The following is a 15,651-nucleotide window of genomic DNA, read 5'->3' as shown; positions in this document are numbered from 1 at the left end:
TATTACATAACTTTATATTCAAAATTTTGTGTAGTTTCATTAATTTGAATTAATTTAGCACCATTTCTCTCATGAAAATGAGTTGCCATTTCTGTTAAAGGTGAGAGGGTTACTAATCTATTTAAATGATTAGATTTTTTAATTTTTTTGAACACTTCTTTTACAATTAACTTTCCTCCACCCTTTTTTTTAGACCATACTGTATAAGCAATTGCTATTTGACCACCGGACTGATCTCGCATAGCAGTTTGTAGAAATGCATCGGTACTAAGTTTTTCTAACTCTTCAACACTTTTTGGAATTTCGTTTGTATAAGCAAAACACATAACAGCATGAATTTCTCCTTTATATTCAACTCCAAAAATTTTTCTTCCATATCCTGTTCTAAACTTATTATCTAACTCTGGTCTTACAGGATCTTCATCTGTATTGCATTCTTTAAGCTCAACGAGTTTTGCACCTTTAACCCAACCAAAAAAGTTATCAATATTTTTACTTAAGACTTGTCGATTTTTTCTTAATCTAGCTTTAATTCTTGGATTAAATTTTTTTTTCATAATTTAACTAAATTTAAACATTTATTTAAAATTTAGTATGTGTAAAAAAATCATATTAGATAATCATATAAAAGCTTTGTGCTAGTTATGAAAATTAGAGCATATATAAAATTATAAAATAATTTTTCTTCGATAATTTTAAGTAATTTATATCCGATCAATATCCCTAATAACGCAACTGGAAATAATATTGCTGACTGTTTAAAAGATTCTATATTTGTCATAGATAAATTAATATACAAAGGAAGTTTAATTAAATTCACAAAAGTGAAAAAAAATATTCTTGTTCCAACATAGATTTCTTTTTTCATTCTAAGTGGAAGTAAGTAAAGACTGGTTGGAGTTCCTCCAGCATGGACACAAAAACTTGTAAAACCTGCAACCACCGAACATATTCCGCCTTTTAAAAAATTTTTCTCTGATTTTTTTTCTTTGTCTTTTTTAAAAAAGAAATAATGACCTGCAAACAAGAAACCCATTACTCCAATTACAAATTTTAATAAATCTTCTGAAAAATATGAAAAGGTTAAAGAGCCAATAATTATACCAATCGCTGCAAATGGAACCATCAATTTTAAAGTTCCTAAATCAAATTCTTTTCTATATTTATAGACAGCTATGAAATCTGAAAATATTAAAATCGGTAAAATAATTCCTAAAGCTTGATTTAGCGGCATCACTATTGTCATTAACGGAACAGAAATTAAAGTCATGGATCCACCTAGGCCTGATTTTGCAATTCCGTATAAAATTATGGCTGGAACAACTGTAAAAAAAAATAATAAGTTTATTTCCATTTATTTAATGATTTTAATAATTTCGATCCTAAAGGGCTAATTGGTTCCTGAAGTATTATTTCTTTTCCAGTTTTTTGTTTTACTAATTGTAATAGTTTAGTTGCTAACCCTTGTTTTCTAAAAATTGGATTAACAAAAATATACTCTACCTCACCTTTTTCATTAAATCTAACAAAGCCTATTGTTGTATTTTCATTTTTAAAGGTAAAAACTCCCTCAGTTTCCTCAATTTCAAAATTTGAAACTTCCAGACTGTTCATGAATCCTAGTAATTTAGGAGTAAAAGGATAACTGCTATCGCAGCAATAATGGAGCTAACAACAATATAATTAAGCTTAATATTGAATTTTTTTTCTACGAACTCAGTGATTTGTTCCCAGAATAATACTAATAAAAAAATAATTATAGCTGGCAGTATATATTTAATCATAATTAAGCTTTGTCATCGCTGACATAAACCGAAACACCTCTTGTATTTAAATCAACATCAAATTTTTTATGTAATGGGGGGAATGCTCTTTGTGAACAATCTAATCTGTCACAGGTTCTGCAAGAAACTCCAATTGGAATTTCAGTAGATTTATCATTTATATTTACGTTTTCAGTATAAACAAAATCTTTTGCGTATTTTGCATCACAACCAAGTCCTATAGATAAAACACTTTTAGCTTGACCAAATCGTCCAATACCTTTTTCAACAGTTCTTGCAATACAAACGTATTTTTCACCATTATTCATTTTACTAACAGCTGCTTGAATAACCCCTGGTCTAGTAAAAGCAGAATAAACATTCCATCGTGGACAAGCACCACCATATCTTGGGATATCTATACCTGATAAAGAAAATCTTTTAGAAATGTTACCTGCCATATCAACTCTTAAAAAATGAAAAGGAATTCCAGGAAGTTTTGGGTCTTGAAGACACGTTACTCTGTGAGCTACTTGTTCAAAAGATGTTGCAAAAGTATTTTGAAGTAACTCTAAATCATATTTTAGCTTTTTACACTCAGAATGAAATAATTTATAAGGCATTAAAATAGCTGCTCCGCAATAATTTAGCAAAGCAACTTTAGTTAACTTTTTTGACTCCTCAGATGGAAAACTAAATTTAGAAAGATAGTCATCAATTTCTTTATTTGCACCTTCTTGTGCTATTTGTGCAGCTGCATGTAATTTTTTTGTTTCCAGTGAACTGTAATCACTAAGCAATAACTCTTTTTTATTTTTATTATAAATTTTTGAAAATGGTTTGCTTTCATCAGGAATTACATCTTTTACAGTAATTGAATATTCTGAATATAAATATTCACATAAAGCTATGTATCTTGTACGATTATTTTTTTGAATCTTATCAAATACTTTATTGGCAAATTCTTCTAACTTAGGAAAGTAATTTTTATTTTCTTGTAAAAAGTCTGAAATAACTTCTCCTGGAAAAGAATTTTTTCTATTATCAACAATTTTACCAGAAATTTTTTCTATCTTATTAATTAGCTCGTGATCTTTTTTTTTTAAAATATCTCCAAGTCTTACAATTGCTTTTCCAATTTTTGGATTGGTACTAACTAAATCTTTTACTTCAGGTCCTAAAATATCTAAATCCTCAAATAAACTATCATCTAAAATTTCTGAGATTGTATTTTGAAGATTAATATCTGTTTTTGAAGTAAGATCTGATAACTGAATATTTAATCTTTCACATAAGTTTAATAGTAGATCACCATCAATTTTTCTTTTTCCACTTTCAATAAGATTTAAATAACTTGGTGAAATGTTTAAATCTTCTGCTAATTTGTTTGCTTGTAGACCAAGCTGTCTTCTAAAAGACTTGATTTTTGGGCCTATTTTTAAATCTATTTGACTCATATTTACTATTTGTAAATTTTGTAAATTTATTTTTACAATATTTTTTCCCTATTTACAAAGCTTTTTAACGTTTTTTATAGATTTTGTAAATTCTGTAAAATATATAATTTACATGGATAAAAATTTAAAAAACACAGAAAATGAAGCTCAAATCATCAAAAAAGAGGACTTAGATCAACACAACAGTAGAGGAATCTATATGAGAGATGATCATTGTGATTGGGGTTCAAGTGGAATGAGTGAGCTAATCAAAGCCTTAGACGATAGCAACTAGTTCATTCTTCTTATTCAATTTTCTAAATTAAAACACAAAGGAAACTAACAAATGAGTGCAGAAAAAATCTCATACGACTTAAAAAGATTTGCTGGAATAAAAAGAGACTATACTGAGGAAGAAGTTGAAAGATTAAGAGGCTCAATTAAAATTGAGTATTCTTTGTGTAAAAACCAATCTCAAAAACTTTGGAAATTATTAAATTCTGAGCCATACGTGAACACGCTCGGCTCTTTGTCAGGTAATCAAGCAGTTCAACATGCAAAAGCTGGTTTAAAAGCAATTTATTTAAGCGGATGGCAAGTTGCTGCTGATGCTAATACAGCTGGTGAAATGTACCCGGATCAATCTCTATATCCATATGACAGTGCACCAAAATTAGTTGAATCTATGAATAATTCTTTAATTAGAGCTGATCAAATTCAACATATGGAAATGCAAGATGGTGATATGAAAAAAGAGGATAGAACAGATTATATGTTGCCTATTATTGCTGATGGTGAAGCAGGATTTGGTGGTCCATTAAATGTATTTGAATTAACTAAAAAATTTATAAGAGCAGGTGCTGCAGGTGTACACTTTGAAGATCAGCTAGCTAGTGAAAAAAAATGTGGTCATATGGGTGGTAAGGTTTTGGTGCCAACAGGAACAATGGTAAAAAATCTTAAAGCTGCAAGGTTAGCTGCTGATATTGCAGAAGTTCCATTAATTATTTTGGCTAGAACAGATGCAAATGCTGCAAAACTAATTACGAATGATTTTGATGAAAATGATAAACCATTTTTAACAGGTGAAAGATCTCCTGAAGGTTTTCATTATGTAAAAGATGGAATTGAACAAGCTATCTCTAGAGGTTTAGCTTATGCACCTTATGCTGATTTAATTTGGTGTGAAACAGCAACGCCTAATTTAGCAGAAGCTAAAAAGTTTGCTGATGCAATACATGAAAAATTTCCTGGAAAACTTTTAGCTTATAATTGTTCACCTTCTTTTAATTGGAAAAAACATTTAAGCGATGATGAAATTGCTTCATTCCAACAAGAAATTGCAAAAATGGGTTATAAATTTCAATTTATTACTCTTGCTGGTTTTCATACTCAAAATATTGCAATCTTTGAACTTGCTGAAAAATATAGAAAAGAAGGTATGACTGCATACTCTAGAATTCAACAACAAGAATTTGCTCGAGAAAAAGATGGTTATACTAGTGTTAAACACCAAAGAGAAGTTGGTACATCTTATTTTGATGCAGTATCAAATACTATCAGTAGCGGTCAAAGCTCAACTACAGCAATGGCTGGATCTACAGAGTCAGAACAGTTTTAAAAAAATAACTTCCCTCTCCATTTTTTTAGTAGCCCTTAACAGGGCTATTTTTTTGTTTGTAATTCATACCAAGACTGTTAAGGGTCACAAATGTCTAATAAAAACTTTGGTTTTGGAACACAAATAAGAAAGTCTCCATATTTTGACTCTACTGTAAAATGGGGGGCTACAGGTTTTTCTGTATATAATCATATGTATATTCCAAGAGACTTTGGAAGTCCTGAGCAAAACTTTTGGAACCTTATTGAAAAATCAATTTTATGTGATGTGGCGGTTGAGAGACAGGTTGAAATAACTGGTCCTGATGCCTACAAATTTATTCAATTATTAACTCCTAGAGACCTTTCAAAATTATCAATAGGACAGTGTAAATATGTATTAATCGTAAATAACGATGGAGGCATATTAAACGATCCAGTTTTACTAAGATTAGCAGAAAATCATTTTTGGTTATCCTTGGCAGATAGTGATGTTTTGTTATGGGCACAAGGTGTTGCGATTAATTCAGGTTTAGATGTTAAAATATCTGAACCAGATGTATCCCCTCTGCAGTTACAAGGTCCTACCTCACAAGAAATAATGGTCAAACTATTTGGTGAAGATATCAGAGATCTTAAATATTATTGGCTAAGAGAATATAAACTTGATGGAATTCCATTAATTGTTTCAAGAACAGGTTGGTCAAGTGAACTTGGTTACGAAATATATTTAAGAGATGGTTCAAAAGGAAATGAATTATATGAAAAAATTATGGCTGCTGGTAAAGAACATGGAATTCAACCAGGTCATACATCATCAATTAGAAGGATTGAAGGCGGTATGCTTTCATATCATGCAGACGCAGATATTCATACAAATCCATACGAATTAGGATTTGATAGATTAGTAAATTTAGAAACTGATATAGACTTTATAGGTAAAGAAGCTCTAAAAAAGATTAAGCAAAATGGAATAAAAAGAAAACAGGTTGGCCTTATCATTGATTGTGATCCTTTATCAGGACCTAACACAACTTTTTGGCCAATTGAAAAAGATGGTAAAATAATTGGTAAAGTAACTTCAGCTGTATATTCACCTAGATTAAAAAAGAATATTGCACTTGCAATGATAGAAATAAATTATTCTGAATTAGGGAATCAATTAGATGTTCAAACTCATGAAGGAAAATATTCTGCTACAATTGTAGAAAAACCTTTTTATGATCCTAAAAAGAAAATAGCTAGTAGCTAAGATTTAATATTGTACCCTTTTTTAAGTAAGATAGTAACAATCGTGATGCATCCTAATAAAAAAGCAACCATAGAAACGATACTAACCCAAATATTAAAATCTGATACTCCATAAAATGAAAATCTTAATCCATTTATTAAATAAACTACTGGATTAAAATATGTAACCATCTGCCAAAATTCTGGCAGCATATCTAAAGAATATAAACTTCCACCTAAAAATACCATCGGAGTAATAACTAGTGTTGGTATAATTGACATTTGCTCAAAGTTAGAACTCATCAATCCGATTAAAAAACCAAACAAGGCAAAAGTAAAAGCAACTAAAACTAATAAAAATATCATTAATAAAGGATATTTTACATCTACCTCTACAAAAAATGTTGCCGTTATAAAAATTACAAAACCTACAATTAAAGTTTTTGTTGCACCAGCACCAACAAAAGCAAGAACAATTTCTAAAGTTGATATGGGAGCTGCCAAGATTTCATAAATAGTTCCATTAAATTTAGGAAAAAATATACCAAAGGATGTGTTACTGATTGATTGAGTTAAAAGAGTAAGCATCAATAAACCTGGAACAATGTATGATCCATAACTAATCCCATCAATATTTTCTACATAGCCTCCAATTACTGATCCAAAAACAATAAAATATAAAGAGGTAGATAAAACTGGCGATAACAACGATTGCATCAATGTTCGTTTAAATCTATCCATCTCATGTAGATAAATTGCTTTAAAAGCATAATAATTAAATTTCATTATTTTCCTTTACTAAACTGACAAATATTTTTTCTAATGTGCTTTGTTCTGTTTTTAAATCTTTTAATTTTAAACCTGCATCTTTTAAATCTTGAAGTAAATTTGTAATCCCTGTTTGTTTTGCTTGAACATTATAAGTGTAATCAATTGACATTTTATCTTTACCAATTTCAAGATTATATTTTTCTAAACTGCTTGGTAATTCTTTAACTTCTTCTTGTAAGTCCACAGTGAGTTTCTTGTGGCCCATTTTCTTTAATAATTCTTTTGTTTCATCAACCACTATAATTTCTCCTTGATTGATTACCCCTACTCTATCTGCAATAGCTTCGGCTTCCTCTATGTAGTGTGTTGTTAAAATTATTGTAACACCAGTTTTTCTTAAACTCTCAACAACTTTCCACATATCCTGCCTTAACTCAACATCAACACCAGCAGTTGGTTCATCTAAAAATAAAATGGTTGGTTCATGAGATAATGCTTTTGCAATTAAAACTCTTCTTTTCATTCCCCCAGATAATTGTCTAAGCCTTAAATCTTTTTTATCCCATAGACTTAGATCTTTTAAAACTTTCTCAATATGTTTAGGTTCAGGTTTTTTCCCGTACAAACCTCTAGAATATGAAACGTTATTAAATACAGTTTCAAATTGCTCTAAAGTTAACTCTTGAGGAACTAATCCAATTCTAGATCTTGTTTCTCTATAATCATCAATAATATCAAATTCATCTACTGTAACTTTCCCAGAAGATGGTCTTACTATTCCACAGATAATACTTATAAGTGTAGTTTTTCCTGCACCATTTGGTCCAAGCATTGCAAAAATTTCACCCTTCTTAATATTTAGGTTTATTTTTTTTAATGCCTCAAAACCATTATCGTATACTTTTGACAGGTTATTTATGCTTATTTGCTCGTTTGACATGTGGTTAGGCATATATAGAGACAATTTATAGTATTACAATAAATTAAAATTTAGCTTAATTTTGGTTTAATGAAAAAATTTTTAGTATTTATCTGTTTTGTATTAGCATTTAGCACCAAGGCAATTGGAAAAGAAACCACTTATAGTAAAGAGTTGTTTGATAAAGCTCTATCAGAGGGAAAAGTTGTGGTAGTTAGTTCTTGGATTAAATATTGTACATCTTGTGCTAGCCAAATGAAAGTTCTTGAAAAAGCAAAAAATGATTTTGATAATATGGAGTACTTTGCTTTTGATGTAACAAATAAAGAAATTGCTCAAATTTTTAACGTTCAATATCAAACAACACTTTTAATTTTTAAAGATAATAAAGAAGTTTACAGAAGCATTGGTGAGACCACTAAAGAACTTATTTATGATGCTTTAAAATCCTCTATCTAAATTTAATTTTTAAAATTATTGCAGGCAAGAATGTTGCAATCAAAAAAGATAAAAATAATAAAGATTGAGCTATAAATGGTGAAAACAGGTCTTTAGACAAAAATACTCCCACTAATAAACTTTTAGAAAAATCTGGAAATGGAAACATTAAAAATCCAGCAACTAAACCAATTATAATTGAAACATAAGCGGTTTTTTCATCCACTTTATTATAGAAGCTATAAAAAACAGTCACTACAAACGCACAACAAAATAAATCTGCAAGTAAGAATAAATATAAAATATCAAATCCTTTTGAAGCAACACCAAATGTAATTACAGATAAAATTAAAATGAAATATTTAGATATTTTTAAGTAATCAGTTTTTTTATCTAAATTAAAAGTTGCTTTGCCATCAACTACAAATAAACTAGAAATAGCATTAACCAAAGTATCAACAGTAGAAATTGTTAATGCAAGACCAAGAATAATAATCAATAAGGATAAAATTTCAGTTTGATCTTTTAATAATAAACTAAAAAAACCTAAATCAGGTCTAACAGATGAATCCATTGAAAATGAAACCATTCCAATAAAACCCATTAAAAAAACTATTGGAATAATAATAAAGAAAGAAATTATCAAACTAGTTTTTAATGTTTGATAATCTTTTGCTGCATACACTCTTTGCCAGTTTCCTTGATGAAATAAATTTGTTGCTGCAACTGCTATAAAGAAAGTTAATCCAGCAGTATATCCTGGAATATAATTTGAACTTATTAGTTGAGGGTTTTTCTCATTAATTAAAGAAAAAGAAAAATTATCTCCTGAAGATGAACTAATAATTGAAATCAAAATAAATAATAAAACACCAATTACAATCATTTGAATATTATCAGTAAATATTGATGCTCTTAATCCACCATAAAGGGTGTAGCTTAAGGTAGCTACCAAGACTATTAATGCTGTAATCCATAATTCTGTTCCTGATATATAATTAATTAATACAGCAACTGCCGTTACTTCTGCGCAAAGAAAAATGAACATGTAAAAGATTGTCATTAACAAAATTAGCTTAAAAAGACTTTTGCCAAATCTCTTTCTCATAAACTCAACTAAAGAAGATCCTTTTGGAAACTCATTTCTAATTTTTTTTCCAAAATAAATTAAGAAAATCATTGGAAAAGCTGTGCCTAATGCATAACCAATAACAGCGCCTACTCCACCCCATGTTGCAGCCGCCACTGGACCAAATAAAATCCAAGCACCTAAAGCTGATGCTACAAGACTTGTGGTAAGTGAAAATAAACTGATGTTTCTATTTGCAGTTAAATAATTATTAATTCCTGTAAATTTTTTAGAATGAAGAATTCCTAAAAAAGCAAATATTAAACTAATTGCGATTACTAATATTAATGATGTTGATTGAGTTAAAAAATATGTTTTATCCATTTTATCCCTTTCTGAATTACCGGACAGGTTCTTAGGGTATGATCTCAGTCTGTTAAGACACCCCTTATTAAGTATTTAATGTATTTTTATAATTATTGATAGTCTTTTTAAAAAAAATGTTTTTCAATTAAATAGTGCAAAGTGAAGATGATCAAAGAAGCACAAATGATTAAAAAAACTCTTTCCTGATTACTCATTATTTCTGGCCTTTATGATTCATTATTTCGATCATACATTGTGTAGCGTACTGTCTCCATTCAGATGAAGTTTTGTTTTTTAAACTATCAAGATGGTTTCTGTTACTTTGAATGTCATCTTTATGCTTAATATAATCAGCCCCATTTAGATTTTTCTCCATTTCAGATAAATTAGTTTCCATTGCCTTTATCCACTCGTTTCCAAGCTCAACACATTTTTTATCATCTTTTTCATCACAAATTTGTTTAAAAAAATTAAAGATAACATCATCAGTATTTACTGAAGTATTCATTAATTATTGTTTACAAGTACCAATAGATTCTGGACCACAAGTTTGACCATTGGTCCACGTTGCTCCAGTCAAATTAGCTCCATCGAAATTAGCGTTAGTGATGTTAGAAGAAGTAAAGTTAGCTTCCATTAAATTAGAGTTTTGAAAATTTGCTTCGATTAAGGTTGCTCCCATAAAATCAACTCGAGTTAAGTTAGCACCAGTAAAATTAGTTTTTTCAAAATTTGCCCCTATAGAAACTGATTCATAAAGGTTAGCTCTTACAAAGGTAGACTCTGGAAAAGTTCCAAACGATAGATTTGAAGTCATCATTATACTTTTATCAAAGTTTACTTGAATGAAACTTGCAAAGGAAAGATTTGAATTTGGAAGATAACTTCCTTGTAAATCTTGTGAGTCTGAAAATCTACAATTAGAATAATCAACACCTTCTGTTAAAGGATCGTCACATGCAGCATTTGAATTTGTGAAAAATAATAAACTAAATAAAGCAAGTAGGATTATTTTTTTCATAAGCAAAGTTAGCAAAAAAAATATGTCAAAACAATGAAGGTTTAAAATTTAATATTAATTTAACAATGTAATTTATTGATATTTTGCAGTATAAAAATCAACTAATGAAAGAATATAACATTGCTTCAATAGCTGGTGACGGGATTGGTAAAGAGGTGTTACCTGAAGGCTTAAAAGTTTTAAAAGATGTTGCTTTAAAACATCAATTTAAAATAAATTTTACAGAATATGATTTTGCTTCCTGTGATTATTACGAAAAACATGGAAAAATGCTTCCTGATGATTGGAAAGAAAAATTAGGAAAACATGATGCTATATTTTTTGGAGCAGTTGGTATGCCAGATAGAGTACCAGATCATATTTCTTTATGGGGATCCTTGCTTCAGTTTAGAAGAGAATTTGATCAATACATAAATCTTAGACCCGTAAAACTTTTCCCTGGTATTAATCCTCCTCTAGCCAACAAAAAACCTGGTGATATCGATATGTTGATTGTTAGAGAGAATACAGAGGGAGAATATTCTACTGTAGGCGGAAGAATGTATAAAAATACTGATAGAGAAATTGCAATTCAAGAAACTATTATGTCGGCACATGGAATAGACAGAGTTCAGAAATTTGCTTTTGAATTAGCTAAACAACGAAAAAGAAAAAAATTAACAAATGCAACAAAATCAAACGGAATTTCAATTACAATGCCTTTTTGGGATGAAAGATTTAATGAAATGAAAAAAAACTATCCTGAAATTAAAACAGATCAATTTCATATTGATATTTTAGTTGCTAGATTTGTGCTCAATCCTGAATGGTTTGATGTTGTAGTAGCATCGAATTTATTTGGAGATATTCTTTCAGACTTAGGGCCTGCTTGCACAGGAACAATTGGAATTGCCCCCTCTGGAAATATTAATCCAGAAAATAAATTTCCATCTTTGTTTGAACCAGTTCACGGTTCTGCCCCTGATATTGCAGGAAAAGGAATTGCTAATCCTGTAGGACAAATTTGGTCTGGAGCAATGATGCTAGATTATTTAGGTGAAAAAGAAGCATCTAATTCAATAGTTGAAGCAATTGAAAAATCTTTAAGTGATAAAAGTAACAGAACTAAAGATTTAGGGGGTGATGCTGATACTATTAAATCTTCTAATTCTATTTTAGCTAATCTTTAAATTTTAATTTTCTTTCCAGTTTTTGCACTTTTAGTTATAGCAGCAAAAATTTTAAGAGAGATTAAACCATCATTACCATTAACTTTTGGTTTAGCCTTTTTTGTTACAACATCAGCAAAATGATCAATTTGATTTACTAATGTATTATCATCTTTTTTGTTTTTATCTTCATTAACAAAAATTTTGTTCCACCAACTTCTTTCTTTTTTATAAAACCAATATTTAAGATTGGGAAACTGTAAAGAACCTTTAGTACCTCCAATCATATAAGCAGATTGGTTGGTAATTGGGTATGCAGGATTTTCTCCAGCAGTTAATTCATAACTCCACGGTGCAACAATTGTATCTGACAAATTAAGTGTACAAAGCACTCCTGAATCAAAGATCAAGCTTATTGTAGCTGTATCCTCTACTTGAAATTTTCTAGTTTTATTTGTTGTAAATGCTTGCACATATTTTATTGAACCTAATAAATAACAAATCATATCAATATCATGCACTAAATTAATTCCTAAAGGCCCCCCACCTTTCCTGACTCTCCATTTTTCATTGTAATAAGCTTTGTGTTTGTACAACCAACACAAAACATTTGCAGAAACGATGTTGCCCAATTTACCTTTGTTAATAATCTCTTTTGCTTTAGAGACTATAGAATTGTGCCGACGATGATATCCAATCAATAATGGTGTTTTATTCTTATTAGCACTACTTATAATTTTTTTTGCAGATTGAATGTTATCTGAAATAGGTTTTTCTAACAGAACAGGTATTTTATTTTTTAAAAAACTTACTGTATGTTTTTCATGCAATTGATTGGGAGTAGCAACTATTACAGCATCTAGTTTTTTTGAATTTAAAAGCTCTAATACATTAGAATATAATGGGATTTTATATTTTTTTGATAAATTTTTAGCGTTGTTACTAATATCTACTATTGAATGAAGATTTGCTTTCTTTGATTTTTTAATGGCTTTAATATGTTGTAAACCCATTAATCCTGTTCCAACTATAGAGATATTAATTTTTTTACTCATAAATTAATTAATTTTAATTTTTGTAAAGCATGTATACCTTTTATTAGGTTTAATTAAAGTGCTAGGAAAATTTTTTTTGTTAGGAGCATCAGGAAAATATTGTGTTTCTAAACAAATACCTTGATAGGGAAATAATTTTTTTTTGTAATTTAGATTTTGTGCTGAATAAAGTTGAACACCGGGTAAATTTGAAAAAAAATCAACTTGAATGTTAGTATTATTATTTTTTAAAGTTCCAACATAATTTCTAATATTTTTCTTTACAACAAAAGTGTTATCAAAACCTTTAAATTTAACATTAAGTTTTTTATTTTTAAAATAATCTAATTTTTTTCTAATGTTTTCAAAATTCGAAAAATCGTAAATAGATTTGTTTACATTTTTAAATCTACCAGTTGGAATTAAATTTTTATTTATTTGAAGATATTTATATGAGTTTAATTTTAACTCATGACTATAAATCATATTTTTTTTATTTTTTTCTAAGTTCCAATAACTATGATTGGTTAAATTAACATGAGTGCTTTTATTGGATTTGTATTCATATTTTATAATTAGATATTTATTTATTAATTGATAAGTACAATTGACAACAAGATCTCCCGGAAAGCCTTGATCATCATTTGCTGAATGAAGTTGATATACTATTTTATCTTTTGTTTGATTTAATTTTTTCCATGGAAGAATTGAGAAACCAACTTTACCACCATGCAGTATATTTTTTCCCTCATTTCTATTTAAATTAAATTTTTTATTACCTATCTTAAATTTTGCATTGGAAATTCTACCTGCATATCTTCCACAAGTAGATCCAACACTTGGATGTTTGTACCGATAGTTTTGTTTTGATCCTAAATTTAAAATTAAATTTATTTTCTTTTTCTTGTGATAAACTTCAAAAAGACTAGCGCCATAATTAAGAGTTTGAACTCTTAGAAATTTATTTTGAATTGTAGAACTTTCAACTTTCACCTAGATCAAGTTATACCACCATCAACAATAAAGCTTTGTTTTGTGCATCCAGATGATTGATCTGATGCTAAAAACATCACCATTTGAGCTACATCATTAGGTTTTAATTGTCTTTTTAAAGCTTGGCTGTCTAAAATAAGTTTTTTGTACTTTGGTGTTAACCAATGTTTTATTTGTCTTTCAGTAGCTATAGATCCAGGAACTACTGAATTGGTTCTGATATTATATTTTCCATACTCTTGTGCAAAAGATCTTGTTAAACCGACTACTGCAGATTTTGCAGTTTCATAAACAACTTTATCACCTTCACCTAGCATCCATGACACCGAACTTAAATTTACAATTGAACCAGCTTTCATTTTTTTCATAGATTTAACAACAGCTTTAGCTGCAAAAAAATAATGTTTTAAGTTAATTGCCATTCTATTTTCCCAATATTTTTCATCAACCTGATCTGTTGTGTGTCTATCATCATTAGCTGCATTATTAATTAAAGCATGTATTGGACCTTTTTTTGCAATAATATTTTTAATTGTTTTTTCTAATTTATTAATATCTAACAAATTACATTCAATGAATGTTGGAGTTCTAAATTTATTTTTCTTAATTTTATTTAAAAGTTTTTTGGTTTCTTTTAGATCAATATCTACAAAATAAACTTCGCTTCCTTGTTCACAAAAATGTTCGACTATTGAGGCTCCAATCCCTGAACCGCCACCAGTAATAAACACTCTTTTATTTTTTAAATCAGAATATTTAACCTTCATCTTATATTCTCTCCTCAGTTTGAGCATCAAATAATGATGTTTGAGTTAAATCAAAATATAATTTTGTTTCTTTTGATAATTCAATTTTAATTGTTGAAGGAAATTTAGCTAAGATTTCTTGATTAGCATAATCAAAAGTCATTATCTGTTCGTGACCGATATACTCACTTAAATCCGCTCTTAAATTAATTTCAAAATCACTTTCATTAGATTTTTTAAAGTAAATATGTTCTGGTCTTATACCAAAGAAAACTTCTTTATTATTTAAATTAGATTTATCTATAAATTCATAATCTTTAATTGGAATTTCAACATTAGAACCACTTACTGAAAAAGATATTTCACCTGAGCTTTCTTTTAAAATTCCTTTAATTAAATTCATAGATGGTGATCCAATAAAATCAGCTACAAATGTGTTGCTTGGTTTATTATAAATATTTTCAGGTGTATCATTTTGTTGAATAACACCATGATTCATAATTGCAATTCTTGTCCCTAAACTCATCGCTTCAGTTTGATCATGAGTTACATATACAACTGTTGTTTTTAATTGTTGGTGAAGTTTTTTAATTTCTCTTCTCATCTCTACTCTTAATTTTGCATCTAAGTTAGATAAAGGTTCATCAAATAAAAATATTCTAGGTTCTCTTACTAATGCTCTTCCAATAGCAACCCTTTGTCTCTGTCCTCCAGACAATTGAGATGGTTTTCTTTCTAATAATTGATCAACTTGTAAAAATTTAGATACCTTCTCTAGCTGTTGTTCAATTTTTTCTTTTGAAGTCTTTGCTTGTTTCAGACCAAAAATCATATTCTCTCTTACATTCATCGAAGGATATAAAGCGTATGATTGGAAAACCATTGCAATATTTCTGTCTTTTGGCTCTACTTTACTGACATTATAATCATCAATAAAAACGTTACCTTCGTTGATTGTCTCTAAACCTGCAATAATATTTAGTAATGTAGATTTTCCGCATCCTGAAGGACCTAATAAAACTAAAAAATTTCCCTCATCTATCTCTAAATTAATTTTTCTTAATACTTCTGTAGACCCAAAATTTTTTGATAGATCTTCAATTTTTAATGTTTTCATT

Annotated in this window: 18 protein-coding genes; 5 read left to right on the top strand and 13 right to left on the bottom strand. The window is 28.8% G+C overall.

The annotated features are described in order from the left end of the window. Positions 1–2: 2 nt before the first annotated feature. From DT059_RS05395 to DT059_RS05380, 4 genes are all read right to left on the bottom strand, one after another. Positions 3–557, bottom strand: coding sequence for a hypothetical protein (locus tag DT059_RS05395; RefSeq protein ID WP_145597414.1), 555 nt, complete (start codon positions 555–557; stop codon positions 3–5). Between the two features lie 50 nt (positions 558–607). After that, positions 608–1,354 carry a sulfite exporter TauE/SafE family protein gene (locus tag DT059_RS05390; protein WP_145597412.1) on the bottom strand — a complete coding sequence of 249 codons (747 nt, stop codon included), beginning with the start codon at positions 1,352–1,354 and terminating at the stop codon, positions 608–610. Beyond that, positions 1,345–1,614 carry a GNAT family N-acetyltransferase gene (locus DT059_RS05385; protein WP_145597410.1) on the bottom strand — a complete coding sequence of 90 codons (270 nt, stop codon included), beginning with the start codon at positions 1,612–1,614 and terminating at the stop codon, positions 1,345–1,347. The genes DT059_RS05390 and DT059_RS05385 overlap by 10 nt, the downstream gene beginning before the upstream one ends. 172 nt (positions 1,615–1,786) lie before the next feature. After that, complete coding sequence (locus DT059_RS05380; RefSeq protein WP_023854006.1) at positions 1,787–3,220, bottom strand: helix-turn-helix domain-containing protein; 1,434 nt, start codon at positions 3,218–3,220, stop codon at positions 1,787–1,789. Positions 3,221–3,332: 112 nt separating this feature from the next. On the opposite strand from DT059_RS05380, the gene DT059_RS07305 reads away from it, so the two are divergent. The 3 genes from DT059_RS07305 to DT059_RS05370 all read left to right on the top strand — a co-directional run bounded on the left by DT059_RS07305 (position 3,333) and on the right by DT059_RS05370 (position 6,050). Next, positions 3,333–3,494: a hypothetical protein gene (locus DT059_RS07305; RefSeq protein WP_023854007.1), complete on the top strand. Its 162-nt coding sequence runs from the start codon at positions 3,333–3,335 to the stop codon at positions 3,492–3,494. A gap of 51 nt (positions 3,495–3,545) precedes the next feature. Then, on the top strand, positions 3,546–4,820 hold the full coding sequence (gene aceA / locus DT059_RS05375) for an isocitrate lyase (RefSeq protein WP_145597408.1): 1,275 nt from the start codon (positions 3,546–3,548) through the stop codon (positions 4,818–4,820). Between the two features lie 90 nt (positions 4,821–4,910). Beyond that, complete coding sequence (locus DT059_RS05370) at positions 4,911–6,050, top strand: glycine cleavage T C-terminal barrel domain-containing protein (protein WP_145597407.1); 1,140 nt, start codon at positions 4,911–4,913, stop codon at positions 6,048–6,050. Here the strand turns inward: DT059_RS05370 and DT059_RS05365 are convergent. Continuing rightward, complete coding sequence (locus DT059_RS05365; RefSeq protein WP_023854010.1) at positions 6,047–6,814, bottom strand: ABC transporter permease; 768 nt, start codon at positions 6,812–6,814, stop codon at positions 6,047–6,049. The two genes, DT059_RS05370 and DT059_RS05365, sit on opposite strands and share 4 nt — an antisense overlap. Beyond that, positions 6,804–7,739, bottom strand: a complete 936-nt coding sequence (locus tag DT059_RS05360; RefSeq protein WP_145597405.1) for an ABC transporter ATP-binding protein — start codon at positions 7,737–7,739, stop codon at positions 6,804–6,806. The genes DT059_RS05365 and DT059_RS05360 overlap by 11 nt, the downstream gene beginning before the upstream one ends. A gap of 69 nt (positions 7,740–7,808) precedes the next feature. On the opposite strand from DT059_RS05360, the gene DT059_RS05355 reads away from it, so the two are divergent. Continuing rightward, entirely contained in the window at positions 7,809–8,177 is a 369-nt protein-coding gene (locus DT059_RS05355; protein ID WP_145597403.1) for a thioredoxin family protein, read from the top strand. On the opposite strand, the gene DT059_RS05350 is transcribed toward DT059_RS05355, so the two are convergent. The 3 genes from DT059_RS05350 to DT059_RS05340 all read right to left on the bottom strand — a co-directional run bounded on the left by DT059_RS05350 (position 8,170) and on the right by DT059_RS05340 (position 10,612). Continuing rightward, positions 8,170–9,609 carry a sodium:solute symporter family transporter gene (locus DT059_RS05350; RefSeq protein WP_145597402.1) on the bottom strand — a complete coding sequence of 480 codons (1,440 nt, stop codon included), beginning with the start codon at positions 9,607–9,609 and terminating at the stop codon, positions 8,170–8,172. The two genes, DT059_RS05355 and DT059_RS05350, sit on opposite strands and share 8 nt — an antisense overlap. Before the next feature lie 196 nt (positions 9,610–9,805). Then, positions 9,806–10,099: a hypothetical protein gene (locus DT059_RS05345; RefSeq protein WP_075504651.1), complete on the bottom strand. Its 294-nt coding sequence runs from the start codon at positions 10,097–10,099 to the stop codon at positions 9,806–9,808. Positions 10,100–10,102: 3 nt separating this feature from the next. Next, positions 10,103–10,612 (bottom strand): pentapeptide repeat-containing protein, encoded by a 510-nt coding sequence (locus tag DT059_RS05340; protein ID WP_023854015.1) that lies wholly within the window; start codon positions 10,610–10,612, stop codon positions 10,103–10,105. A gap of 104 nt (positions 10,613–10,716) precedes the next feature. Here DT059_RS05340 and DT059_RS05335 point away from each other — a divergent pair, with 104 nt between their 5' ends. Then, positions 10,717–11,781, top strand: coding sequence for a tartrate dehydrogenase (locus DT059_RS05335; protein WP_145597400.1), 1,065 nt, complete (start codon positions 10,717–10,719; stop codon positions 11,779–11,781). On the opposite strand, the gene DT059_RS05330 is transcribed toward DT059_RS05335, so the two are convergent. The 4 genes from DT059_RS05330 to DT059_RS05315 are packed head-to-tail and all read right to left on the bottom strand — an operon-like array spanning position 11,778 to position 15,650. Next, entirely contained in the window at positions 11,778–12,815 is a 1,038-nt protein-coding gene (locus DT059_RS05330) for a Gfo/Idh/MocA family protein (RefSeq protein ID WP_145597399.1), read from the bottom strand. The genes DT059_RS05335 and DT059_RS05330 overlap by 4 nt on opposite strands. 3 nt (positions 12,816–12,818) lie before the next feature. Further along, a complete protein-coding gene (locus DT059_RS05325; RefSeq protein WP_145597397.1) occupies positions 12,819–13,787 on the bottom strand; it encodes an aldose epimerase family protein in 969 nt (322 codons plus the stop codon). 5 nt (positions 13,788–13,792) lie between these two features. After that, positions 13,793–14,554, bottom strand: a complete 762-nt coding sequence (locus DT059_RS05320; protein WP_023854019.1) for an SDR family NAD(P)-dependent oxidoreductase — start codon at positions 14,552–14,554, stop codon at positions 13,793–13,795. Position 14,555: 1 nt separating this feature from the next. Further along, positions 14,556–15,650: an ABC transporter ATP-binding protein gene (locus DT059_RS05315; protein ID WP_145597395.1), complete on the bottom strand. Its 1,095-nt coding sequence runs from the start codon at positions 15,648–15,650 to the stop codon at positions 14,556–14,558. Position 15,651 lies beyond the last annotated feature (1 nt).

Origin of the sequence: Candidatus Pelagibacter sp. FZCC0015 (genome assembly GCF_007833635.1) — a bacterium.
In the GTDB taxonomy this organism is placed as follows: Bacteria; Pseudomonadota; Alphaproteobacteria; order Pelagibacterales; family Pelagibacteraceae; genus Pelagibacter.
This window is presented reverse-complemented; position numbering and strand designations above follow the sequence as displayed.

Excerpts from the sequence above, each read along its gene's own strand:
- DT059_RS05395 (WP_145597414.1), bottom strand. The coding sequence starts at position 557 with ATGAAAAAAAAATTTAATCCAAGAATTAAAGCTAGATTAAGAAAAAAT.
- DT059_RS05390 (WP_145597412.1), bottom strand. The coding sequence starts at position 1,354 with ATGGAAATAAACTTATTATTTTTTTTTACAGTTGTTCCAGCCATAATT.
- DT059_RS05385 (WP_145597410.1), bottom strand. The coding sequence starts at position 1,614 with ATGAACAGTCTGGAAGTTTCAAATTTTGAAATTGAGGAAACTGAGGGA.
- DT059_RS05380 (WP_023854006.1), bottom strand. The coding sequence starts at position 3,220 with ATGAGTCAAATAGATTTAAAAATAGGCCCAAAAATCAAGTCTTTTAGA.
- DT059_RS07305 (WP_023854007.1), top strand. The coding sequence starts at position 3,333 with ATGGATAAAAATTTAAAAAACACAGAAAATGAAGCTCAAATCATCAAA.
- aceA (WP_145597408.1), top strand. The coding sequence starts at position 3,546 with ATGAGTGCAGAAAAAATCTCATACGACTTAAAAAGATTTGCTGGAATA.
- DT059_RS05370 (WP_145597407.1), top strand. The coding sequence starts at position 4,911 with ATGTCTAATAAAAACTTTGGTTTTGGAACACAAATAAGAAAGTCTCCA.
- DT059_RS05365 (WP_023854010.1), bottom strand. The coding sequence starts at position 6,814 with ATGAAATTTAATTATTATGCTTTTAAAGCAATTTATCTACATGAGATG.
- DT059_RS05360 (WP_145597405.1), bottom strand. The coding sequence starts at position 7,739 with ATGTCAAACGAGCAAATAAGCATAAATAACCTGTCAAAAGTATACGAT.
- DT059_RS05355 (WP_145597403.1), top strand. The coding sequence starts at position 7,809 with ATGAAAAAATTTTTAGTATTTATCTGTTTTGTATTAGCATTTAGCACC.
- DT059_RS05350 (WP_145597402.1), bottom strand. The coding sequence starts at position 9,609 with ATGGATAAAACATATTTTTTAACTCAATCAACATCATTAATATTAGTA.
- DT059_RS05345 (WP_075504651.1), bottom strand. The coding sequence starts at position 10,099 with ATGAATACTTCAGTAAATACTGATGATGTTATCTTTAATTTTTTTAAA.
- DT059_RS05340 (WP_023854015.1), bottom strand. The coding sequence starts at position 10,612 with ATGAAAAAAATAATCCTACTTGCTTTATTTAGTTTATTATTTTTCACA.
- DT059_RS05335 (WP_145597400.1), top strand. The coding sequence starts at position 10,717 with ATGAAAGAATATAACATTGCTTCAATAGCTGGTGACGGGATTGGTAAA.
- DT059_RS05330 (WP_145597399.1), bottom strand. The coding sequence starts at position 12,815 with ATGAGTAAAAAAATTAATATCTCTATAGTTGGAACAGGATTAATGGGT.
- DT059_RS05320 (WP_023854019.1), bottom strand. The coding sequence starts at position 14,554 with ATGAAGGTTAAATATTCTGATTTAAAAAATAAAAGAGTGTTTATTACT.
- DT059_RS05315 (WP_145597395.1), bottom strand. The coding sequence starts at position 15,650 with ATGAAAACATTAAAAATTGAAGATCTATCAAAAAATTTTGGGTCTACA.